The organism is Pontibacter qinzhouensis, from assembly GCF_008017455.1.
In the GTDB taxonomy this organism is placed as follows: domain Bacteria; phylum Bacteroidota; class Bacteroidia; order Cytophagales; family Hymenobacteraceae; genus Pontibacter; species Pontibacter qinzhouensis.
Window position 1 is genome coordinate 41,072 of sequence record NZ_VRTY01000028.1, and the last position, 21,415, is coordinate 62,486.

The window sequence follows — 21,415 nt, forward strand, 5'->3', positions numbered from 1 at the left end:
GACTTAAAAGCAATGATATGAAAGTAAAAGGTAAATTGGCAGTTGTAACCGGCGTGAGCCATGGTATTGGTTTGGCAACAGTGCAGGCGCTCCTGGAGAAGGGCGTAAAAGTAGCAGGTTGGGGTAGAAGCGCCCCTGATCTACAGCACGCTAATTTTCATTTTTTTGCATGTGATGTCCGGAAGCCGGAGGCGGTGCAGGAAGCCTTTGACCAGACACTTCATAAATTTAAACTGCCTGTTTCAATTCTGGTGAACAATGCTGGCCTCGGGCTGCAGGCTCCCCTCGAAGAGCAGCCATTGGAAGACTGGCATACGATGTTCGATACGAATGTGCATGGCCTTTTTTACTGCACGCGCCAGGTTTTACCGGGCATGAAAGAGCAGGAGGAGGGGCATATCATTAACATCTCATCTATTGCCGGTAAGAATCCGGTGCCGGGTATGGTAGGCTATGCTGCTACCAAACATGCTGTTACAGGCATTTCGCATTCTCTTTTTATGGAGGTGAGGGAGTTCGGCATTAAAGTAACCTGTATATACCCTGGCTCCACCAGCACAAACTTTTTCGATAACATAGAGAATTCACCGGCAAGCCCGAACATGATGCGCCCCGAAGATATCGCCTCTACCCTGGTGCATGTGCTGGAATCGGACCCCAATTACCACCACGTAGACATAGAAGTTCGGCCGCTAATGCCAAAAGGCAAGCAAAAGAAATAGTAACAGACCCGCCTGATTTTTGTAGTTTTGTTTTCAAGAAGTTCTCCGCATGGAAATGGAGACTTCGTTATAATCTGCGAAAGTGGATTAATCCGCTTTTCTTCTGGCACAGTTTTAGCCGGAAAAGAGCCTTTAAAGGTAAACTATCTGTATCATAATCAGGAAAGTATACATTGTCTGTTGAAGTAAAAGGTCTAAGCAAAATTTTTGGCTCACAACGAGCCGTAGACGATATTTCGTTTACAGTAAAGCAGGGACAGATTCTGGGATTTCTGGGGCCGAATGGTGCCGGCAAGTCTACTACCATGAAAATTGCTACCTGCTACCTTCCGCCAAGTGCCGGCACCGTACTGGTAAATGGCTACGATGTAGCAGCAGACACCATGGCGGTTCGGCGGCACGTGGGGTATCTGCCAGAGCACAACCCCCTTTACCTCGATATGTATGTGCACGAGTATCTTCGTTTTGTTGCCTCCATTTATGGGCTTAAAGGCAGCAAAGCCAAAATGCGCGTGCAGGAGATGGTAGAGTTGTGCGGGCTTACGCTGGAGCAGGGCAAGAAAATCGGGACACTTTCTAAAGGTTACCGGCAGCGGGTAGGGCTGGCGCAGGCACTGGTGCACGACCCGCAGGTGCTCATTCTTGATGAGCCAACCACCGGCCTGGACCCTAACCAAATCGTTGAAATCCGTTCCCTCATAAAGCAGGTTGGCCAGAACAAAACCGTTATTTTCTCTACCCACATTATGCAGGAGGTTACAGCCATCTGCGACAGGGTCGTGATTATTAACCGGGGCAAACTGGTGGCCGATAGCGATGTGGCATCATTGCAGGCAGGCAGCCGAAACGAGAAAGTGACACTGGTGGAGTTTGAGCAGCCCATTGCTTCCGATTTACTTCAACACATACCCGGTGTGTTGCAGGTAAGCCCGGCGCAGCAACCCCATACCTACCGTGTCACCTCCCGCAAAGATGCCGATATCCGCTCTGCCGTTTTCAGAATTGCCTCTGAACAAAACTGGCCGCTTGTAGGGCTCCGGCAAGAAGAAAGCTCCCTGGAAAAAATCTTTCAGCAGTTAACGAAAAGCTAGAAATTAGATTATAGATGTTAGATTCTAGATGTTAGACTGTTTTGGGATTTAACTTGTAAAAGAATCCATTTGTGTAAGCATGAAGTACCTTGTCAAATTTTAAATGCAGTACTTATCCTATTAAGGTTGAATATTAGTGCTCTTTCAAATTAAAAATTAGAAATTAAAAATTATGCTGGCGCGAGTGTTCTCGTTCTTGACGATTATTCCACGGCCTCTGGCCGCTTTGAAGCTCTTTTGTAGGTAGCATAACTCCATAAATTAAGTTAGAGGAGCACTAGTGCAATAGGCTTCGGTAAGTCTTAATTTAAGCGAAACAAAAAATCTGGTGTCTATAATCTAGCATCTAACATCTAACAAAAAATGTTGGCGATACTTAAAAAAGAATTTAACGGCTTCCTGAACTCGCTCATTGCCTACATTGTGATGGCGGTGTTTCTGGTGGCGATCGGGATGTTTATGTGGGTGTTCCCGGATAGCAATGTGCTGGATTATGGTTATGCCGATATGCAGACGCTCTTTAACATGGCTCCCTGGCTGTTCCTGTTCCTGATACCGGCCATTACCATGCGTACTTTTGCCGAAGAAAAACGCGAAGGCACGATGGAGCTGCTGCTGACCAAACCCATTACAGACCTACAGCTTATTCTGGGGAAATATTTTGCCGCCCTTTTACTCTCTCTTTTGGCGCTGCTGCCCTCGCTGCTATACTATTACTCAGTTTACGAACTTGGCAATCCTGTCGGCAACATCGATTCGGCAGCTGTGGTAGGGTCTTACCTGGGGCTGGTCTTTCTGGCGGGCGTTTTTACGGCTATCGGAGTTTTTGCCTCTTCTGTTTCTGATAACCAGATCATCTCTTTTGTAATTGCCGTGTTCCTGTGCTACATTATTTATACCGGTTTCGATCTCATAGCTACCTTGCCGCTGTGGGGCACTGCCGGGTATGCCATCAGCCAGTTAGGTATCGCTTTTCATTACAGCAGCATCAGCAAAGGCCTCATCGACTCCAGAGATGTTTTGTATTTTTTAAGCGTAATTACCCTGATGGTGTTAGGAACCAAACTTGTACTGAAAAGCAGAAAATGGTAACAGAGCAGCCGCAAACTACCCAGACAAAACGCAGCCGCGATATAACAAGGTTTCTGGCTTTGGTTGGAGGCATTGTACTGCTGAACATACTGGCGGCTTCCTATTTTTTCAGGATAGACCTGACCGAAGACAAACGCTACACCATTGCTCCGGTTACAAAACAGATGCTGACCAGCCTCGAAGACGATGTGGTGGTGGAGGTGTACCTCGAAGGCGATTTCCCGGCAGGTTTTAAGCGCCTCCAGCAGTCGGTGCGGGAGACACTGAATGAGTTTAAGCAATATGCAGGCGGCAACATCAGGACCGTTTTCATAGACCCTACCGCCATTGCCAACGACACGGCCCGGGCACATTACTTTACACAATTGGCACAAAAAGGCATAATGCCGACTAACCTCAGAGCCAGCGAAGAGGGTAAGCAGGTCGAGCGCCTCGTGTTTCCGGGGGCTATAGTAAAGTACAAAGGCAAAGAGGCGACCGTAAACCTGCTGAAAGGAAACCTGGCTGCTTCTGCAGAACAACGCCTGAACCAGTCGGTAGAGGGGGTGGAGTATGAAATCGCTGCTGCTATTCGTAAAATTGCTTTTCCGGCCCAAAAAACGATTGGTTACATAATGGGGCAGGGGCAGCTGGACATGCAACAGGTGGCCGATTTGGTAGGGTCTCTGGGTGAGTATTACCGCGTGGCGCGTGGCGAACTTTCTCAAATTCCTGATTTGCAGGGCCTCGACCTGATTGTTGTGGCTAAACCGACGCAGCCTTTTTCGGAACTCGATAAGTTTAAGATTGATCAGTTTATAATGAACGGGGGCAAAGCGGTGTTTTTTGTAGACGCCTTGCAAGCCAACCTCGATAGTGTGGGGGCAGGAGGCATGTTTGCTATGCCCTACAACCTCAACCTCGACGATCTGCTTTTCCGGTACGGCGTGCGCCTGAACCCTGAAATGATTATGGACCTGAATTCAGGGTTTATTCCGGTAGTAACTGGCTACATGGGCGACAGACCGCAAACAGAAATGATTAGCTGGCGCTTTTACCCGCTTCTGAACAATTTTAGTCAGCACCCGATTACGCGTAACCTCGATGCCGTTTATTCTAAATTTATAGGAACTCTAGACACCGTGCGTGCAGATGGTATCCGGAAAACGCCCTTGGTCTTTACCTCCAACTACTCCAGGGTGCTGCAGCCTCCGGTGCCGATAACACTCGAAGAAGCACGCATGGAAGTAAGGCCGGAACAGTTTATGGCGGGGCCGCAACCTGTTGGTTATTTGCTCGAAGGTAAGTTTACCTCCCTTTTCCGGAACAGGCGGGCCCCTGCAGGTGCTTCCACCACAACTGTAAAAGAAGCAGGTGCTGAAACCAAAATAGCTGTTTTTTCGGATGGTGATTTGGTCCGGAACGATGTTAACCCACGCACGGGTCAGCCTTACGAACTTGGCTTCGACAGGTACAACAATGTAAAGTTTGCGAACCGCGAATTAGCCCTTAACACTATCCATTTTATGCTCGATGGCGGAGGACTGATTAACGTGCGCAGCAAAGAAATTAAATTAAGGCCTTTAGACAAGGTGCGGGTAAAGCAGGAGCGAACCTACTGGCAACTCCTCAACCTGGTGCTGCCCCTGGTGCTGCTCACCATTTTTGGGTTTACACGTTTTTACCTGCGCAAGCGGAAGTATGAGCAGAAAAGGTAGTGGAAAATTAAAGGTTATTACGATAAGTTTCTATAGGTGACTCTGATGTTTTGTAAACCGCAAGCGATGAGCATTACTTTATCTCTGATCTGATCCCCATGCAGCCGCATTTTGTCTTTCACCGTTCTGACTCTTTTGACACCTGCCATCACATGCTCCACTTTTACTCTGATGCTTGCCAGCAAGCTGTTGTAGAGTTTATCATATTCTGACAATGGCTGGTTAGGCATCTTTTTGACCGGAAGGCAGAGCTGCGCTCCCTCTGGCTTGTAACCTACAAATCCCAGGTCAAGCAGCAGGCCTTTTTCAGGTACAAACTCAAGCTCCATCTCATCAGCCAGTGCCTTGTCATGCAGGCTTCCTTCCACTGTCGGGCTCAGGTAGAGCACCCGGTTATGCTCATCGCTCACCAGCAGGTTTTTGTTTGTATGACAGCCCTTCTTGCCGCTATACTCGTGTTTTTGCCGCTCCCAGTTTACGGAGCGTGGCACGGGTCTTTCTGTGGCATCCATGTACACCACCTGCCCTGCGAGCAGGCGCAGTGTCATGTAAAGCCCACCAGGCTCCCGGACTGGCAGCATCTGCAGGCGCTGCAGCGCCTTGCAAAGCAGTGGAAGAAGCACCTTGAGCCACTGGCTTACTTTACCCTGGCTCATCTGGAAGGTCAAGGCCATGCCTGACTGCAGCGGGTTGTGCTTGAGATAATACAGCACGAAGAAAAGTTTATCTGTGCTCCCTTTCAAACTCATCGAGCCATGCTCGGAGAACTTCTCAAGCACACGCCGCTTGCCCTTCAGGTCATAATGGGGATGATACTGCTGCCATAAAGAATCGAATTCTTCCAGCAAATCAAAAAACTCTGATACTGTCAAGGACGTTAAACTGATCATAGAGCGGTCAGAGGCTTGGCTTTTTTTTAGGAATTGCATAACCTTAAAAGCCATTCCCTGGCCGCTTTAGTTCGTTTTCAGCTCATCAACAATTTATCGTAATATCATTTATTAAATCGATTCCTGTTTAGGGCTCTAAGGAAATAATAGACCCTTGACTATTTTTGATGTTAAAAGCTTCCGGAGGCTATTTTTATTAGCATAATTTATTCCCTCTATCAAGTAAAGGCGGTAGCAGGTAATGCAGCATGTTCACTTTCATTAAAAATAAGGCCATACTTCTTGAAGTTTAAGAGATCGATTACAGGAGCTTTTTGTAGTAGAGTAGGTGCTCTAGCTAAAAACCTACAGCCTGTGTCTAACCTCTTAACAGATGTTTGCTTCACGAACAGGCATTTTTACTCCTTTTTAAGTGATAATTTGCAAAAAAGGGCTTACCTTACACGTAGGACAAATGCGAATTATTTATAACTTTGTCCAAATAACATTATAGGCACGCGTAATGAAATTTATCGTAACATCATCTGCTCTACTGAAGCAGTTATCCAGCATAAACGGGGTCGTAACTAACAATCCTGTGGTTCCTATTCTGGAGAATTTCCTCTTTGAGATAAACGACAGCACCCTTACCATAACAGCCAGTGACCTGGAGACATCCATGATAACCGAGCTGCAGGTAGAGGCAAGAGAGAGCGGACGCATTGCTGCACCGGCCAAGATTTTGCTGGAAACGCTTAAAAACCTTCCGGATCAGCCTGTAACGTTCACGATAGATGAGGAAACGTATACGATTGAGATCAGCTCCGCCAATGGCCGTTACAAGCTGTCTGGTGAGAATGCCACAGATTTTCCGCGTGTGCCTGTTGTAAAAGGTGGTAACGCCATCGAGATGCCGTCTAACGTGCTGGCCCGGGCAATTAACAAAACTATTTTTGCTGTTAGCAACGATGAACTTCGACCTGCTATGACGGGTATTTTTGTTCAGCTGCGTTCAGATAATGTAACATTTGTAGCAACCGATGGTCACCGCCTGCTGCGTTACCGCCGCCAGGATATCTCTACAAGCCAGGAAGCTTCCCTGATCATTCCACGCAAGGCCTTTACGCTGCTCAAGTCTACGCTGCCATCCGAGCCGACAACGGTGCGCGTGGAGTTCAACAATTCTAACGCCTTCTTCAGCTTCGATAACATCCGGATGATATGCCGTTTGATCGATGAGCGTTATCCTGATTACGAAAACGTTATTCCGGTGCAGAATCCGAATAAACTCGTAATAGACCGTGCCGATCTGCTTAGCTCTGTTCGTCGTATTTCCATCTACTCGAACAAAACAACGCACCAGATCCGCCTGAAACTGACCGGAAGCGATTTACAGGTATCTGCCGAAGACCTCGACTTCTCTAACGAAGCCAACGAACGCCTCTCGTGCCAGTACGAAGGCGAGGACATGGAAATAGGATTTAATGCCAAGTTCCTGCTCGAAATGCTCAACAACATGGATTCTGATGAGATATCGTTTGAACTCTCGACGCCAAACAGAGCAGGTTTGCTGATGCCGTTAGCGAACGAAGAAAACGAAAATGTATTGATGCTGGTGATGCCTGTCATGCTTAACAATTACGTATAACAAGTTCACATTCCCATAGACACAGAAAAGGCCGGCTATCCGGCCTTTTCTGTGTTATACCCAAATATTAAATTTTACTATATATCATTTTAGTTGAACCTGTTCTACTACATTGCCTGTTCTTAGTTATAGTAAAAAATTGGGCGGATCATCTATTCTTACGGCTGTTGCTCTACATTCATTCTAGCTAAATTCATTCTCCCTTCTTTTTTTGAAGTGACACATGCAGACATTAACTCTTTATTTTTTTCGCGCTGCGCCGGCTGTTTATGCTAAGTCTTTCAAGAATAAATATGCTGTTCAGAACCTGCATGTGTTACGGCTGGTCGCACTAATTTTATTTTCAATTACTGGTCTGCTTTTGCTTAGCTCTTTTTTTATCGAGTATGGCAAGTTTATGGTTAAGGCAGATGCTCTTTTCTATAATAGCCTGTTTCTGTTCCTTGTTTCTGCGGTAACTTGGCCGCTTGCCACGTTGCTCCAGAAAAACTACCGCAAGCATGCTAATCTGTCGCAGCAATTTTGTGTTCTCTACGCGGTGCTGTTTATTTCTTCCTGCATGGCGGTGTCGTTTATTGCTCAGAATAACCCGAAGAATAACATGACCATGTATTTGTTGGGGGTGCTGTGTGCGGCAGTGTTTTTCGTGTTCTCGCTAAAAGAAGTGCTGGTGCTGATGGTGCTGGTAAGTCTGAACTTTAGCATTGGTCTTTGGCTTTGTTCGCTTACCCTGGAGCAGGAGGTGCTGAACAGTTTCGGCTCCATCTTCATTCTGACCTGCTTTTTCTTTATTTCCAGAGTTATATATAGTTACAGGCTTCACCACCACATGCAGGTAAAGCTTATAAAGGCGCAACAGCGGAAGATTCAGAAAATAAGCAGTGCCAAATCGGAAATACTGCGCATTGTGGCCCACGACATGCGCGCGCCTTTTGCGAATATTGAAATGCTGGTGACGTTGCTTCGCAAGCGAAAAGGCATGGCACCTGAAAAGCAGGAAGAATTTTACGACCTTATTTTAAAAAGCTGTTATAAATCAAAAGGGCTGATTGCCGACCTGCTGGAGCTGGCACAACTGGAGCAAAACCAGGAGCTAAAAACAAATCAGGTAAATGTGTATGCGTTTCTGCAGGAAGTGCAGGCAGAGTGGAAACAGAAGCTAACGCACAACAAACAGCTTCTTTTTTCGCTTCCTGAAAAGGACTTGTTTGTAAACCTGCACCTACAGAAGTTTCAGCGGGTACTCGATAATTTGATTTCTAATGCAGTTAAGTTTACACCGGAAAATGGCCTTATTCAGGTGCAGGTAAAAGAAAACGGGCAGAACATTGAGATTAAGATTTCAGACAATGGCATTGGTGTGCCCTTGCACCTGCAACAGCACCTCTTCAAGCCTTTCTCTAAAGCAGGCCGAAAGGGCTTGAATGGCGAGGCTTCTGTTGGTTTGGGACTGAACATCAGTAGAAAGCTGGTGGAGCAGCACGGAGGCAGTATAACGGTTGAAAGCGAAGAAAACCAAGGCACCACCTTCCAGATAAAGCTCCCGCTGGCCCAACGCGCTTAATGTTTACCAAATAAGTACCCTTGACACCTAAACCAGCTCGGAGGCTTTGGAAGGGCATTTTTATTCAAATAATTTGCCTGCTAACCGTTCTTTCCTACAAAAGAATATAACCTGATTCATCGAACTTTCAAACTGTACTGCCATCTGTTATAAGACAGAAGACATAAGACGCAGGACACAGGACATAAGATTTTATCGATCAGAAATGAAGATATATGAATGCCTGATGTTACCGTTAGCTTATGCCTGCAGCCCATTTGCTTTTTTCATTTAACCTGTTTCAGTTTAGGGCTGAACCTTCAGGTAAATAGGGAAATGGCTGCTGGTGCCGCCCTGGTAGGTAGCGCCTGCATAGGTTTTACGCGGTGTGTTTTTGTATTTGCCGAAGGTGTGCTTCAGGTTCTCCGGTTGGTGAATTGTGGCAGAGCCCCTCACAAACTGAAGGCCAGTTCCCCCTATCCACGATTTGGAGATCATTATCTGGTCTTGCATCTGAAAGCTGCCGCGGTAAAAGGAACTTCCTTTTTTGTTGATGTGGTGCATGTAAAAGGCATTGAACAGCTCCTGGTTGTAAAGTGGGTCAGGCCGGCCTGTGGCAAGTAGCGCCTGCTCCAGCACATCGGCAGAAGGGTCTACTGCAAAGTTGCCCATTACAATAATTTTTGCATCCTTATCGATTTTTTGCTGTTCGTTTATTTCCTGGCGCAAAGTAATGGCAGCGGCTCGTTTTCGGCTTTCCCTGATGCGAGTGCTCCCGGTACCGTTTGGCCAGTAGTTTATATACAAGGTAACAGGCTCGTTTCGAAGAAGGCCTTTTACCTGCAGAATGCCCGTAGTCTGGTAATTAGCTTCAGCAAAACCAATGGGTAAGGAGGCATGAGCAGTTGGCTGGAAGTGCCTGGGTTTATAAAGTAGCGCAACATCCAGTCCAGAAGCATCAGGCGAATCGTAATGAATGATCTCGTATTTATTATCGCGCAGGGCAGAGGTTTTTATTAAGTCCTCCAGCACCTGCTTATTTTCTACTTCTGCTACACCGAGAACAGCGGGCCCACCTTTATCGCCCATAGAGGCTATGGTGTTAGCCAGGTCGTTTAACTTGGCTTTGTAACGTTCTTCTGTCCAGTTGTGGGTACCACCTGGTGCAAACGCGTCGTCCTTTATAGCTGGGTCATTTTCAGTGTCATACAGGTTTTCAAGGTTGTAAAAGGCAATGGTGAGCATAGCTGCTTTTTTGCCTGAAGGTGAAAATACTTTACAGCCTGAAAAGGCAGTCAGTATAAAAAGGGTAAAGAAGATTTTAATTCCGTGGCGCATCGTGTAACTTTGTACAAATTTTAGTGTCAAGGATAGTACGAGAGATATATAGTATAAAGTTTAATTACAGAAAAATGAAGAAATCAGAAATATACTTCAGCATTGCCCTGGATGACCAAAAGGTGCCGGAAGCCATTAGCTGGAGAGCTACAGACGCTGGAGAAAAAATACATTTTGCCAAGGCCATTAATATTTCACTCTGGGACAGAGATGAGGCCGGTACCATGAAAATTGACCTCTGGACAAAAGATATGCCGGTAGACGAGATGAAGTATTTTTGTATAGATAGCATCGGGGCCATGGCCCAAAGCATTATGACTGCTACAAACGACCAGGTAATGGCCCAAAAGATGCGTGCCCTGTGCGAAGACCTGATGAAGCACGTAGAGGAGCAAAACAGCAAGCAAGGTTAAGAAGCCTTTTGCCAAGTTAGCTGTCCTTAAAAGCAGAAGAGCCACCGAAACACGGTGGCTCTTCTGCTTTTAAGGAGGGTACCTTATTAATTAATGGTTGATACAGTAGCGTCTGATTCTGAACCCGAAGTAACAGCTACAGGAGCCTTATCTTCGCTTTTGTTAAGTTCAGCCATAAACTGCTGATCAAATTTAGTTAACACGTTTCTCGATCCGAAATAGCTGTTATACTGCACGGTACTTAAAACACGCTCCAGTTCACGGTCACGCTCTGCGCTTATAGCTTTATATTTCTGATCCAGCATTTCCTGGTTACCTGCGAATTCTTTTTCAGCAGCCAACATTTTAGTGGCTTTATCGAGGTTAATCTCTCTTACCTTATTCGACTGATAATTGTTAAGACGCAGTTCCCTGATCATTTTATCGGTCAGGTTGTTAGCCCGTTGCTCTACCAGGTTATTGCCGGTGGCAGCAGCTCCAAACACGATACCAATTACCAGGAAAGTTAATACAATTAGATTTTTCATAAGTCTGTAGGTTTTGAGCGTTGTATACTACCAGATGGCCTTTTTATGCCCTGGTTGTATAGATAACATGACTAGCAGCAGAATAATTCCGTCCAATTCGACTTATTTAAAATGAAGTGTCAGTTGCCTTAAATATCTTTCAAAAAGAGCACTAGTTTTCTTACATCTTATGAAAATTTAAGGAGCAGTTTCTACCACTCATTTTTCCACATCATAGATTCTACTGGCGTAATAGTTCGTTTATTATACTTGGCATTTACTTTTTGGTTGTAATAGTTGGTGATGCCACCTTTTACTTCAAAGTAAATTAACTGACCAATAGGCATGCCATAATAGATGCGTACGGGCTGGGTAACTGATATTTCCAGGGTCCAGGTGTTACAGAAGCCTACATCGCCTTTACCAGCAGTGGCATGTATATCGATACCAAGTCTGCCAACACTCGACTTACCTTCCAGAAAAGGCACATGAGCATGGGTTTCGGTGTATTCGAGGGTAACACCTAAGTACAGGGTTTCCGGTCGCAGCACATACCCTTCCTGCGGAATTTCAAACACCTCTATCTCGTTATGCTGCCGGGCATCCAGCACCTCATCGCGGTAAGTAGCCAGGTAGCGGCCTAAATGTACATCGTAGGAGTTTGTGCCGAGGCAGGCATGGTTAAAAGGCTCCACCAGGATGGTACCTTTGGCCATTTCCTCTAAAATTTGCTGATCTGTCAGTATCATGGTTTTATGTAAGGTCGGGGCGCAAAAGTACGCATTTCATTCGACACAAGCTATAAGAAAAGCCTTGGCGATTTTAAGCAAAAATAGCTTTGGAAGGGGATTTTCATTTGAATAATTGATAGAGCAGGAGGCTCAGTTTACCTTTATCACTTTTTTTATGACCTGCTGACCATCCGGAAAAGTAAGTTTAAGCATGTATGCTCCAGAGGCAATAGACGAAATATCCAACTCATCTGCAACTGTCATTTGCTGCTCCCGCAGCACCTGCTGGCCGATGGCATTGACTATCCTAAGACTGAAAAATTGATTTGAAACACAGTCACCTTCAAAACCAAAACGCACTTTTCCAGTAGTCGGATTGGGATAAAATGTTATGGTAGAGAGGAAACAATCTTCAGCATCTGTTCTTTCTGCTGCCACTATGCCATTAAAATATGATTCAATAAAGTTAGGGAGGCCAGCTGCCTCTGCTCCTCGAAAATTAAAATATCTGAGATTGATGCTACAGTCAAAGCCCTTCCTGTTTGGATGGTCTATCACGAGCAGGTACTCGTTTGATGTTCTTTCCAGAGGTGCCAACGGATTATCTCCGCTATAGATCCTGCCATCCGGGGCTAACTGCAGACAAGAATCAAATCCGCCTCTATTCCGATCTGTAAGTATATTGGTATTAGGGTTATCTACTATAAGTCCTGTAGCCGATGCGTTAATGGCATCCAGATCGTTTGTACTGACATCATACTGGAAAACATGATTTGCCTGTTCTTTAAGTTCTCTTGAATACAGCCTGGTAATAGATACATAAAGCTTCGTGTTGTCAGGGGAAAAGGACACGCCATAAGCTCTCCCCGGAGCCCATAATGGCTTGTAATTGGAAATCAAGCCTGTCTGCGCGTTGAAGTCAAACAGGTTAATCGGGTTAGGGACATCTTCATCAATAGTGCTTGCCAGTTTGGTGCCATTCGGAGAGGCTTTTAGATAACCAATTGATGCGGCAAGTGAATTGGGATTATTTTCTATACCGTGTACCTCTCCGATTGACTGTGATGTAAAATTAGATATACCATTGGCAGTAACAGCAGCCACTTTAAAAGTGTTTGTGCCTAACTCATGCGTGAGCAGCCAATAATCTTTACCATTGGTATGAGGAACCGCAGTTACCTTTCTTACCAGATTTTCCTGCAAGAGAGTGTTTTTTGATGAGGCTAGTACATCTCCTCGCCCTCCATTCAGGTTCATATCTATAAGATGGCAGTAGAGCTGATTGGCTGCCAAGCCATAGCTAACCGTGTAGAGTGTAAAAAGGTAGAACCGTTTATCATCACCAGGAACGGGCACAATCAAAATTGTTTGTCCGTAGCCTCTGCCATTTAAATCCTGCCCATTTGGCATCAGCTGATGGCTACTGTCCCACACGTTTACGCCATCTGTGTAAAAGAGTAGATCTCCTGTTTGTGGATCGCATGCTACCGCAGTAGATAGGTTCCAGTTGGAATGTCTTATCTGTTGGGCCCCATTGTTCAGAGGAACCAAATTGCCAGATCGAAAGTCTAACCCCGCTTTATTACCGAAGTACCAAAAACTGGCTTCCTTTTGGGAAAAGGCTTCCCGTTGCAACAGGAAAATCAGCGGGAGTAGCAGAAGCTTTTTCATTGGTAATCAATTTTTGTATTAACACTATTTCTGAACCGACTCCAGCTTCTGATCCAGATTAGCTGTTGGTGAACATTTTCAATTCTTCGGTCTCTATTCTTGCTGCCAACTACGGAACTACCGTAAACACAGGCGACCTGAGAAAAATAAAGTTATTTTCGACACTTTGGTTCGGCTTCACCGGCAGATAAACTGGTCCTGAACCTGCATCAGAAGGAATGGTAAGCTGAATAGAGTCTGCGGATGCCACGAGAAGCGGATAAGCAATTTTAGGAAGCATTTCACCCATGACATCCGTAAAGGCAATAATTTGATTGGCCTGGATGGCTTTGTCGAGTTGCTTGCCATAAATGGTGACTACTGTTCCTGCGCTGCCACTTGTCGGTCTCACGCCCGTAATTTCCGGCGAGGGGTACTCGTTTATGCTGATGGTGCGTAAAGCAGCCAGGTAGTTACGTCTGGCGACCAGTAGGTCTACATAAGCAAATGGTATGCCCTCAGGTACTACCACTTTCAATTCATTTCCAGAAGCAGTGACAACAATTGCCGGAATGCCATGTATCGTTACTTGGTTTCCTGAAGGAATAAAGCTAAAATGATGTCCGTAAATGGTGAGAGTATCGCCAATCATGCAGCTGTTGAGTTTGCTGCTTCCTAATAAAGTCTCACCAGGATTTATGCTCTCAATTATAATTTGCTGCTGCTCCCTGTCTTTTTCGCAGCTCCAGGAGAGGAGGGAGAGGCAGCATAATAAGCAGAGGTAGAAAATTCTGTTCATTGGAATACTTTTTTACTTTATTAAAATAAGTAAAATCCCAGTAAAGTTACTGTTATAACAATTGGTTTAATTTAAGAAATATTGCACAAAAAATTGTCTTTTATTGGAATTAAATCTTAAAATACTCTTTAAAGTAATGAAACTTAAAAAGATTGGCTACATGTGCTGATTAACCGCTGTTGCTCATTCTCCACACAGCCCAGATTAGTATTCATATTTTGCGCAACCATAAAACAATAAAGGCAGCCCCGTTTCCCAGAGCTGCCTTTATTTACTAGAATTATGGGTCGCTACTGTTGTTGCGCCTCCTGTAGTGCCTCAAAGTTTGCCTGTAAATACTTCGACACTAATTCATCTGTAATGGCTGTAGATACAAACAATGCCTCGTACTGCGATGGCGCCAGGTAAATGCCCCGCTGCAGCATGGCGTTGAAGTAGCGGCCAAACAAAGCTGTATCAGAAGTTTTAGCACTTTCGAAATCAGTGACAGGTTGTTCGGTAAAGAATATGCTGAACATGGAGCCGACCTGGTTGATGGAATAGTTTAGTCCTAACTTCTGCATGTTTTCTTTCATGCCTTCTACAATGGTGGTCGTGGTGCTTTCCAGCTGGTTATAGATAGAAGGGTTGCTGTGGAGGTGCTGCAGCATCGCCATCCCGGCCGACATAGCGATCGGGTTACCCGACAAGGTACCTGCCTGGTAAACAGGACCAGCTGGTGCTACGTAATCCATTATTTCTTTTTTGCCACCATAGGCTCCTACTGGCATGCCGCCCCCAATAATTTTACCCAAAGTTGTCATATCTGGCGTAACGCCATAGAGTTCCTGTGCACCACCTGGCGCTAAACGGAAGCCGGTCATTACTTCATCAAAAATGAGTACAATGCCATCCTGGTCGCAAAGCTGGCGCAGGCCCTGCAGGAATTCCGGCTTTGGTAGTACCAGGCCCATGTTACCTGCAACAGGTTCCAGAATAATAGCTGCTACTTCTCCGGGGTTTGCATTTAACAGGGCTTTAACTGCTTCCAGGTTGTTGTAAGGTGCTGTGAGTGTATCTAAAGCTACACCTTTAGTAACGCCGGGGCTATCGGGTACGCCAAGGGTTATGGCACCGCTACCTGCTGCTATCAGGAAAGAATCGCCGTGGCCGTGGTAGCAGCCTTCAAACTTTATGATTTTGCTGCGGCCGGTGTAGCCCCTTGCCACCCGAATAGCAGACATAGTTGCTTCTGTGCCGGAGTTCACCATACGCACCTTCTCAACAGAAGGAACCATGCTGATTATTAACTCAGCGATCTCTATTTCTTTGCGGGTAGGTGCTCCAAAGGAGAGGGAGTTCGGAATAGCTTCCTGCACTGCCTGTTGTACCATTTCCGGAGCATGCCCCAGAATCATTGGTCCCCAGGAATTGATGAACTCGATGTATTGATTGCCATCCTCATCGAACATGTAAGGACCTTTGGCCGAAACCATAAATCTTGGGTTGCCGCCAACGGCTCTGAAGGCACGCACGGGAGAGTTTACACCACCCGGAATAGAATGTTGGGCACGCTCAAATAATTCGTTGCTGATTGGAGCTATTTTCATAGAAATTAAATCTAAATAGTAAATGTGGCTTTTGAGAGCCAGCAGGTTTGGTATAAGAAGCTAGAGAAGTTAGTCGTTTAAGTTGCTACATGAATGTTAAAAGCCGGCTGGGTTTACCACCATTAATTGCATGTTCTCTAACTTGGTAATAGGTACATACTGGTTGTCGTTGCGGAAATCGGTGCGGTTGGCAGGATTAGTGTAGCCCAGGCCCTGATAGAGCACACCACGTTTGGTGCCTGCTACCTGCAGGTTCTGGTTAAAAGAAGGTCCGTATTCCTGTAGCATACTGCCAAAGTAGTAGAGCATTTCAAAACCGGAGTAGGCGTAGGTAGATGGCGGCACATTATAACGCGACACGTATCTTTTCCTGAAATTTCGGACACTGGTAGCCGTTTGATCGAAATATTTAGGGGATATAAAATATACCTCCTGATCATCTAGCTCCCTAATGGTGACCTGATTTATGTCCAGCCACTTATCGTAGGTGATGAGTGGTATTCTGGTTGGCTGGCTGTTCAACAGACTCATGGTGTTAACTGCTGCCGTCATTCTATCAGAAAAAACAGCTAAATGACCTACATCAGCCATAGTAAGGTTCTTAAAAACACCTGCTGTGGCAGAAGACTGTTCCGAATTTATTTTTTTGTAAGATAGAACTTTGCCACCCAATTTCAGGAAGTGCTGTCGGTAATAGCGGGCAAAGGTGGTATCGGAAGTCGCGCCTTCGTAGAGTATGGCAACAGATTTTGGCGTAAAATTCTGATAGGCATAAGTGGCTGCCTGCTGTGCCTGCGTGGCTACCGAAGATTCGAACAGAAGTACGCGCGCACTATTACCAGCCACATCGGGGTCTTGCGAAAGCGGATTTATAACTGTTACCTGGTTCTCTTCGGCAAAGCGCATGGCCACTTTGGCAGTCGATTTGTAAATAGGACCTATAACAAGGTCCATTTGCTTTAGCTCCGGCTGTGCGAATAGCTTTTTCACAGCCACCGTATCCGAACCTGCATCATAGGCAAAAAGCTCCACTGTAATTCCCTGCTTCTGCAGCGAATCCTGGGCGAGTTTCATGCCGGCATAGAGGTCGGTTACAAACTGGTTTTTGCGAGCTGATTGCCCTAAATCCTGGTTTAGCTGGAAGGGGAGGAGCACCGCTACCTGGTAGGATTTTTTGCGCAGTGCGTCCGGGTTCAGGTAATGTTTACGATCGAGGTTATGTTTTGCCACCAGCCGCTCCAGCAAAGCTTTATCCTGTGGCCGATACCAGCCAGCCAGGAGCTTGTCGGCGTACACCTGGGCTATTACTTTATCGGAGGCATGCTTTTGCTGCAGTGCTTCCAGTGTTTCCCTGTCGGCAATGCGGCTGAGGTAATGGCGTTTCATGCGCTCTGCTTCAGTTGCCAGCGAACCTGCGTTTACTCTTTCGAGTGTGGCGATTGCTCTTTCATACTCCTTTTGCTCAAATAGAATATTTGCAAGTAAATAATCGGCTTCCGCCATTCCTTCCCATTGCCCATGCTGTTGTTTTAACTGGCCCAACATGAGCTGGGCTTCCTGTGAATTGTTGGCTCTAAAAGCTGCTAAGGCATATAAATAGGAGGCTTCAGGCGCAAGCTCGTTACCAGAAACAGCTGCTGTAACAGGTTTAAGTTCAGCCATAGCCTGCTCAAAACGTTTTTGCTGCAGCAGTACTTTGCCATTATTATAGTTTACCTCAAAGTTCTGCAATTGCTGCGCACCTACTGGCAAAGCCAGCGTTGCCAACAGCAAACCACCTGCAATACGCTTTAAAAAGCCTTTCCTCATATTTCCTGATAATTAATAGAATTTGGAATAATTAAATGAGAGAGTGAGAGAATGAATATTGTCTGTAAAATGAAGCACTGTTAATCTAAACTCACTGATTCCAAATTCCTTTACTCACTCACTCCTTCACTCACTCACTCAAAATTAGAACTACTCCCACTCAATTGTAGCGGGTGGTTTAGAGCTTATGTCGTAGACCACGCGGTTTACGCCTTTTACTTTGTTGATGATCTCGTTCGAAACATCTGCCAGGAACTCATACGGTAACCGGCACCAGTCAGCTGTCATGCCGTCTACACTGGTTACGGCCCGCAAGGCTACTACGTTCTCGTACGTGCGCTCGTCACCCATTACGCCCACCGACTGCACCGGTGTTAGAATAGCGCCTGCCTGCCAGACTTCATCGTAAAGGCCGGTCTTTTTCAAGTTACTGATAAAGATATGATCTACCTGCTGCAAAACCTGTACCTTTTCTGCGGTTATGTCGCCTAAAATACGAATTGCCAATCCGGGACCAGGGAAAGGATGACGGCCGATAATGTTCTCATCGATTTTAAGGGTTCTGCCTACCAGCCGAACCTCGTCCTTGAAAAGCGTGTTAAGAGGCTCTACTACTTTCAGCTTCATAAAATCGGGGAGGCCACCCACGTTATGGTGCGATTTAATTGTAGCTGAAGGACCTTTTACACTAATGGACTCAATTACATCGGGGTAAATAGTGCCTTGTGCCAGCCACTTCACGTCTTCTACCTGGTGCGCCTCATCGTCAAACACTTCAATAAACACACGGCCAATGGCTTTGCGTTTCAGTTCAGGATCTGAAATACCAGCTAAGGCAGCATAAAACCGATCCTTGGCATCAACGCCTTTCACGTTCAGGCCCATGTGCTTATAGGAGTCGAGCACACTCTCGAATTCATCTTTGCGGAGCAGACCGTTATCTACGAAAATACAGTATAGGTTTTTGCCGATAGCCTGGTGAATGAGCATGGCAGCCACACTGGAGTCTACACCGCCAGAGAGGCCGAGCACCACCTTGTCGTTTCCGATTTTTTGCTGAAGTTCAGCCACAGTGGCTTCTATAAACTGGTCGGGAGTCCAGTCTTGCACGCAGCCGCAGATGTGCACTACAAAGTTGCGGAGCAGAATCTTGCCTTCGTCGGAGTGTGTCACCTCCGGGTGAAACTGAATGCCGTAGGTTTCCTGGTCCTGCAGTTTAAAAGCGGCCACCCGCACCGATTCGGTACTGGCTATTACCTCGAAATTTGAAGGAATTTCTTTTATGGTATCTCCATGCGACATCCAGACAACAGAGCCTGGAGTTAACTCTTTCATGAGGCGGCTGGTGGTGTGCAGCTCAGAGAGGCGGGCACGGCCATATTCGCGGATCGTAGATGGTGTTACTTCGCCCTGGTGTTCGTGTGCTATAAGTTGGGCACCGTAGCAAACGCCTAGTAAAGGCACCTGCCCCATAAACTGGCTAAGATCCAGCGTCGGGTGGTCCTGGTCGCGAACAGAGCAGGGGCTACCCGATAAGATAACACCCTTCACATCTTCGGTAAGGGCGGGCACATTGTTGTACGGATAAATTTCGCAGTAAACGTTTAGCTCACGCACCCGCCTTGCAATTAGCTGGGTATATTGGGAGCCGAAGTCGAGAATGAGGATTTTTTCTGGCATGCGCAAAGGTAAGGCTCTTTTCAGATAATTGCCAATAAGTAGCCGAACAAACCTGCCGTGTTTCAAAAACCTGCCAGGTTCAGGAGCTATAGCAACTACCGGGTTTGAGAATTTGAGGTTTCGATAATCTGGAAATAGGCGGGACGTTTAAGGTTTTCTGTACAAAAAAGCAAAGTAGGTAAAGGAAGTGGAGGAGAGGTCTGAAGAAAGTTGAAAGTTTTATTTTGTAGCTCCAAATGTATAAGTAATTGGTAACGATACCCTTGAGCCTAAAATCTTAAAAAACCTTTGGAAGGGTACTTTCATTTAAATAATTTTTGTGGCGGCACTATTTGCATTGCATGGGTTTTTGCCTACCTTTGCAACGGCAAATCGGCACGGTCAGCTCCCGCCGAACTCCCCCAGGCACGGAAGTGAGCAAGGGTAGGCGGTTGTAGCGACGCGATGTTGGTTTGCCACTTTTTTTTGCCCCTGCCTCAGTGCTCAGCCACTTCCCCCAAAAAAACAGCATTTCTTTCCCAAATCTCATATAATGCGTTAGATTTGTAGACAAAACTATAGCAATAGCGTTATGAAATTTTTTATCGACACAGCAAACCTGAAAGAAATTCAGGAAGCACACGACATGGGTGTGTTAGATGGTGTAACAACTAACCCTTCGCTCATGGCGAAAGAGGGCATTTTTGGCCACGACAATGTAATGGCTCATTACAAACAAATCTGCGAAATTGTAGATGGCGATATCAGCGCTGAAGTAATTGCCACTGATTATGAGAGTATTATAAAAGAAGGAGAGGCTTTGGCTGAACTTCACCCGAACATTGTAGTTAAAGTACCGATGATCCGCGAAGGCATAAAAGCCATCAAGTATTTCAGCGACAGAGGTATTAAAACAAACTGTACCCTGGTGTTTACTGCCGGCCAGGCTTTGTTAGCAGCCAAGGCTGGTGCAACCTACGTTTCTCCGTTTGTAGGCCGCCTGGATGATATTGCTACAGACGGTATGGCCCTTATTGAGCAGATCGTAACTATTTATGGCAACTACGGTTACCAGACGCAAGTGCTGGCCGCTTCTGTGCGCCACGTTATGCACCTGCTGCAGTGCGCTGAGGTTGGTGCCGATGTGGTTACCTGCCCACTCTCTGTTATAACCGGCCTGCTGAAGCACCCACTCACTGATTCCGGCCTTGAGAAATTCCTGGCTGACCACGCCAGCGGGAATAAATAGTTTCTAAGATATTAGATGTTAGATGATAGATATTAGACTGGTACTGTATGGCAAAATTTAATGAATTGAACAGAGGCGAATTCAGATTTTCTGTGCTTTAGCTACCTTCGTTTCTTTTGTTAGTTCCCAAAGTCTAATATCTAGCATCTATAATCTAACATCTAAAAAAAACATGTATATCATTAAAGTAAAAGGTAAAGCCAAAATTCCGGACTACATTCAGCTCCGCGACGAACAGTTTGTGCTTATTGCCTACTTCAGGGCCGATCGCCCTCTCAAAAACCTGGAACGATACGGACTTGGAGGCAAAGAAGAAGCTTTATCCTCAGTTATAGCCGGGCTGGCTTTTGGTAAATTACAGAAATTAGACATTTAGTCCCCATGAATTTTTCTTCTTCCCCGGTGGTTTCGCTACGCGATGTAGCCGTTTACCAAGATGTGAACACCATACTGAGCAATGTTAACTTCGATATTGAGAAAGGGGAGTTTGTGTACATGGTGGGGCGCACCGGTAGCGGAAAAAGTTCTTTATTGAAAACACTTTATGGCGACCTGCCTCTACTAGCAGGATCTGCTGCAGTAGCCGATTTTAAACTGACCAAGCTTCCGCGCAAGCAGGTGCCTTTTCTGAGGCGCAAAGTCGGTATTATTTTCCAGGATTTCCAGTTGCTTTTTGATCGTACTGTGGCCGAAAACCTGGTGTTTGTGCTCCGGGCAACCGGCTGGAAAGACTCTGCCAAACTAAAGCAACGCATATCGGAGGTGCTGATGCGGGTCGGGCTCGATGCCTCTGCCTCTAAAATGCCGCACCAGTTATCTGGTGGGGAGCAGCAACGCATTGTTATTGCCAGGGCGCTGCTAAACGAGCCTGTTATTTTGTTTGCCGATGAACCTACCGGTAACCTCGATCCGGAGGTAGCCGACGATATTATGAAACTGTTCCTGGAGATCAACAACAGCGGAACCGCCGTGTTAATGGCCACCCACAACTACGAAATTATTCAGCGATA

The 21,415-nt window shown here is 46.0% G+C and carries 19 protein-coding genes and 1 other RNA gene; 11 read left to right on the top strand and 9 right to left on the bottom strand.

Annotated features, from left to right (window positions below; genetic code table 11):
* Nucleotides 1-17: 17 nt before the first annotated feature.
* From FVR03_RS09280 to gldG, 4 genes are all read left to right on the top strand, one after another.
* Nucleotides 18-722 carry an SDR family oxidoreductase gene (locus tag FVR03_RS09280; protein WP_147921467.1) on the top strand — a complete coding sequence of 235 codons (705 nt, stop codon included), beginning with the start codon at nt 18-20 and terminating at the stop codon, nt 720-722.
* 173 nt (nt 723-895) lie between these two features.
* Nucleotides 896-1,813 (top strand): gliding motility-associated ABC transporter ATP-binding subunit GldA, encoded by a 918-nt coding sequence (gldA, locus tag FVR03_RS09285; RefSeq protein ID WP_147921468.1) that lies wholly within the window; start codon nt 896-898, stop codon nt 1,811-1,813.
* A 363-nt stretch (nt 1,814-2,176) separates the two neighbouring features.
* Nucleotides 2,177-2,905, top strand: coding sequence for a gliding motility-associated ABC transporter permease subunit GldF (gldF, locus tag FVR03_RS09290; RefSeq protein ID WP_147921469.1), 729 nt, complete (start codon nt 2,177-2,179; stop codon nt 2,903-2,905).
* The gene (gldG, locus tag FVR03_RS09295; RefSeq protein ID WP_147921470.1) at nt 2,899-4,602 is read left to right on the top strand and encodes a gliding motility-associated ABC transporter substrate-binding protein GldG; all 1,704 of its coding nucleotides are present in this window, start codon (nt 2,899-2,901) and stop codon (nt 4,600-4,602) included. The genes gldF and gldG overlap by 7 nt, the downstream gene beginning before the upstream one ends.
* A gap of 17 nt (nt 4,603-4,619) precedes the next feature.
* Here the strand turns inward: gldG and FVR03_RS09300 are convergent, their stop codons facing one another.
* The gene (locus FVR03_RS09300) at nt 4,620-5,474 is read right to left on the bottom strand and encodes a transposase family protein (protein WP_187270100.1); all 855 of its coding nucleotides are present in this window, start codon (nt 5,472-5,474) and stop codon (nt 4,620-4,622) included.
* A gap of 520 nt (nt 5,475-5,994) precedes the next feature.
* On the opposite strand from FVR03_RS09300, the gene dnaN reads away from it, so the two are divergent.
* Both dnaN and FVR03_RS09310 read left to right on the top strand, forming a co-directional pair.
* On the top strand, nt 5,995-7,119 hold the full coding sequence (gene dnaN / locus FVR03_RS09305) for a DNA polymerase III subunit beta (protein ID WP_147921472.1): 1,125 nt from the start codon (nt 5,995-5,997) through the stop codon (nt 7,117-7,119).
* 397 nt (nt 7,120-7,516) lie between these two features.
* Nucleotides 7,517-8,683, top strand: coding sequence for a sensor histidine kinase (locus tag FVR03_RS09310; protein WP_187270101.1), 1,167 nt, complete (start codon nt 7,517-7,519; stop codon nt 8,681-8,683).
* 285 nt (nt 8,684-8,968) lie between these two features.
* Here FVR03_RS09310 and FVR03_RS09315 read toward each other — a convergent pair whose 3' ends face one another.
* Entirely contained in the window at nt 8,969-9,907 is a 939-nt protein-coding gene (locus FVR03_RS09315) for an endonuclease/exonuclease/phosphatase family protein (RefSeq protein ID WP_147921474.1), read from the bottom strand.
* Nucleotides 9,908-10,074: 167 nt separating this feature from the next.
* On the opposite strand from FVR03_RS09315, the gene gldC reads away from it, so the two are divergent.
* Nucleotides 10,075-10,413 carry a gliding motility protein GldC gene (gene gldC, locus FVR03_RS09320; RefSeq protein WP_147921475.1) on the top strand — a complete coding sequence of 113 codons (339 nt, stop codon included), beginning with the start codon at nt 10,075-10,077 and terminating at the stop codon, nt 10,411-10,413.
* Between the two features lie 86 nt (nt 10,414-10,499).
* Here the strand turns inward: gldC and FVR03_RS09325 are convergent, their stop codons facing one another.
* From FVR03_RS09325 to guaA, 7 genes are all read right to left on the bottom strand, one after another.
* Nucleotides 10,500-10,940 carry a DUF4890 domain-containing protein gene (locus FVR03_RS09325; RefSeq protein WP_147921476.1) on the bottom strand — a complete coding sequence of 147 codons (441 nt, stop codon included), beginning with the start codon at nt 10,938-10,940 and terminating at the stop codon, nt 10,500-10,502.
* Between the two features lie 191 nt (nt 10,941-11,131).
* Nucleotides 11,132-11,668, bottom strand: coding sequence for a dCTP deaminase (gene dcd / locus FVR03_RS09330; protein ID WP_147921477.1), 537 nt, complete (start codon nt 11,666-11,668; stop codon nt 11,132-11,134).
* Nucleotides 11,669-11,800: 132 nt separating this feature from the next.
* Nucleotides 11,801-13,321 carry a T9SS type A sorting domain-containing protein gene (locus tag FVR03_RS09335; RefSeq protein ID WP_147921478.1) on the bottom strand — a complete coding sequence of 507 codons (1,521 nt, stop codon included), beginning with the start codon at nt 13,319-13,321 and terminating at the stop codon, nt 11,801-11,803.
* A gap of 109 nt (nt 13,322-13,430) precedes the next feature.
* Nucleotides 13,431-14,099, bottom strand: a complete 669-nt coding sequence (locus FVR03_RS09340; protein WP_147921479.1) for an IPT/TIG domain-containing protein — start codon at nt 14,097-14,099, stop codon at nt 13,431-13,433.
* Between the two features lie 290 nt (nt 14,100-14,389).
* Nucleotides 14,390-15,688 carry a glutamate-1-semialdehyde 2,1-aminomutase gene (hemL, locus tag FVR03_RS09345; protein WP_147921480.1) on the bottom strand — a complete coding sequence of 433 codons (1,299 nt, stop codon included), beginning with the start codon at nt 15,686-15,688 and terminating at the stop codon, nt 14,390-14,392.
* Nucleotides 15,689-15,784: 96 nt separating this feature from the next.
* Nucleotides 15,785-17,497: an ABC transporter substrate-binding protein gene (locus FVR03_RS09350; RefSeq protein WP_147921481.1), complete on the bottom strand. Its 1,713-nt coding sequence runs from the start codon at nt 17,495-17,497 to the stop codon at nt 15,785-15,787.
* 150 nt (nt 17,498-17,647) lie between these two features.
* The gene (guaA, locus tag FVR03_RS09355) at nt 17,648-19,177 is read right to left on the bottom strand and encodes a glutamine-hydrolyzing GMP synthase (protein WP_147921482.1); all 1,530 of its coding nucleotides are present in this window, start codon (nt 19,175-19,177) and stop codon (nt 17,648-17,650) included.
* A gap of 364 nt (nt 19,178-19,541) precedes the next feature.
* On the opposite strand from guaA, the gene ffs reads away from it, so the two are divergent.
* From ffs to FVR03_RS09375, 4 genes are all read left to right on the top strand, one after another.
* An RNA gene (gene ffs / locus FVR03_RS09360) (signal recognition particle sRNA small type) lies at nt 19,542-19,639 on the top strand.
* Nucleotides 19,640-19,748: 109 nt separating this feature from the next.
* Entirely contained in the window at nt 19,749-20,405 is a 657-nt protein-coding gene (gene fsa, locus FVR03_RS09365) for a fructose-6-phosphate aldolase (protein WP_147921483.1), read from the top strand.
* Nucleotides 20,406-20,577: 172 nt separating this feature from the next.
* Nucleotides 20,578-20,781, top strand: coding sequence for a fructose-6-phosphate aldolase (locus FVR03_RS09370; protein ID WP_147921484.1), 204 nt, complete (start codon nt 20,578-20,580; stop codon nt 20,779-20,781).
* A gap of 5 nt (nt 20,782-20,786) precedes the next feature.
* Nucleotides 20,787-21,415, top strand: a 629-nt coding sequence (locus FVR03_RS09375; protein ID WP_147921485.1) for a cell division ATP-binding protein FtsE, incomplete at its 3' end; no start/stop codon positions are given.

Coding starts and splice junctions, on each gene's coding strand:
- FVR03_RS09370 (WP_147921484.1), top strand. CDS start 20,578: ATGTATATCATTAAAGTAAAAGGTAAAGCCAAAATTCCGGACTACATT.
- dnaN (WP_147921472.1), top strand. CDS start 5,995: ATGAAATTTATCGTAACATCATCTGCTCTACTGAAGCAGTTATCCAGC.
- FVR03_RS09350 (WP_147921481.1), bottom strand. CDS start 17,497: ATGAGGAAAGGCTTTTTAAAGCGTATTGCAGGTGGTTTGCTGTTGGCA.
- FVR03_RS09335 (WP_147921478.1), bottom strand. CDS start 13,321: ATGAAAAAGCTTCTGCTACTCCCGCTGATTTTCCTGTTGCAACGGGAA.
- FVR03_RS09315 (WP_147921474.1), bottom strand. CDS start 9,907: ATGCTCACCATTGCCTTTTACAACCTTGAAAACCTGTATGACACTGAA.
- guaA (WP_147921482.1), bottom strand. CDS start 19,177: ATGCCAGAAAAAATCCTCATTCTCGACTTCGGCTCCCAATATACCCAG.
- gldG (WP_147921470.1), top strand. CDS start 2,899: ATGGTAACAGAGCAGCCGCAAACTACCCAGACAAAACGCAGCCGCGAT.
- FVR03_RS09280 (WP_147921467.1), top strand. CDS start 18: ATGAAAGTAAAAGGTAAATTGGCAGTTGTAACCGGCGTGAGCCATGGT.
- hemL (WP_147921480.1), bottom strand. CDS start 15,688: ATGAAAATAGCTCCAATCAGCAACGAATTATTTGAGCGTGCCCAACAT.
- FVR03_RS09310 (WP_187270101.1), top strand. CDS start 7,517: ATGGTTAAGGCAGATGCTCTTTTCTATAATAGCCTGTTTCTGTTCCTT.
- gldF (WP_147921469.1), top strand. CDS start 2,177: ATGTTGGCGATACTTAAAAAAGAATTTAACGGCTTCCTGAACTCGCTC.
- gldC (WP_147921475.1), top strand. CDS start 10,075: ATGAAGAAATCAGAAATATACTTCAGCATTGCCCTGGATGACCAAAAG.
- fsa (WP_147921483.1), top strand. CDS start 19,749: ATGAAATTTTTTATCGACACAGCAAACCTGAAAGAAATTCAGGAAGCA.
- FVR03_RS09325 (WP_147921476.1), bottom strand. CDS start 10,940: ATGAAAAATCTAATTGTATTAACTTTCCTGGTAATTGGTATCGTGTTT.
- FVR03_RS09340 (WP_147921479.1), bottom strand. CDS start 14,099: ATGAACAGAATTTTCTACCTCTGCTTATTATGCTGCCTCTCCCTCCTC.
- dcd (WP_147921477.1), bottom strand. CDS start 11,668: ATGATACTGACAGATCAGCAAATTTTAGAGGAAATGGCCAAAGGTACC.